The sequence below is a fragment of the Stenotrophomonas sp. A3_2 genome (genome assembly GCF_036624925.1).
GTDB lineage: Bacteria > Pseudomonadota > Gammaproteobacteria > Xanthomonadales > Xanthomonadaceae > Stenotrophomonas > Stenotrophomonas hibiscicola.
The window spans coordinates 1-341 of the sequence record NZ_JAZKVY010000237.1 but is presented as its reverse complement, the minus strand read 5'-3'; the positions used below and the strand labels follow the sequence as shown (position 1 = coordinate 341).

Below are 341 nucleotides of genomic sequence, written 5' to 3'. Positions count from 1 at the left end.
GGGCGTTCCTTGCTCGCCCTGCCACACCATGGCCATCAGAGTGAAATCTTTTCCGGCATGGACGAGCCGACGGGCGTAAGCGTCTTGGCTCGGCACGGTGAAACATTCGGGCAGAAAATCCCCCCCACTTTGCACCGCCTCGGTCAAGGTTCGGCAGGTCCGAAAAGCCGAGCCCTCCGGATCCTCGCGCCGGATTCCTCGTTCGATCTGGGTCACCAACCCAGCCAAACTGGACTTCCTCGCCGTCATTAGCATGTTGACTACTTTACTCAACTTTATCAGAAAAGCAAGCGGAATTTTTCCACCGCGATTAAGGAGCGTCGTTTTGCAGGCGCCGGAGG

1 protein-coding gene is annotated in these 341 nt (G+C 57.5%); it reads right to left on the bottom strand.

Going from position 1 to position 341, the window contains the following annotated elements; genetic code table 11:
• Window positions 1–341: hypothetical protein (locus R5H29_RS08560; RefSeq protein WP_332329074.1), on the bottom strand; the 341-nt coding region annotated here is incomplete at both ends.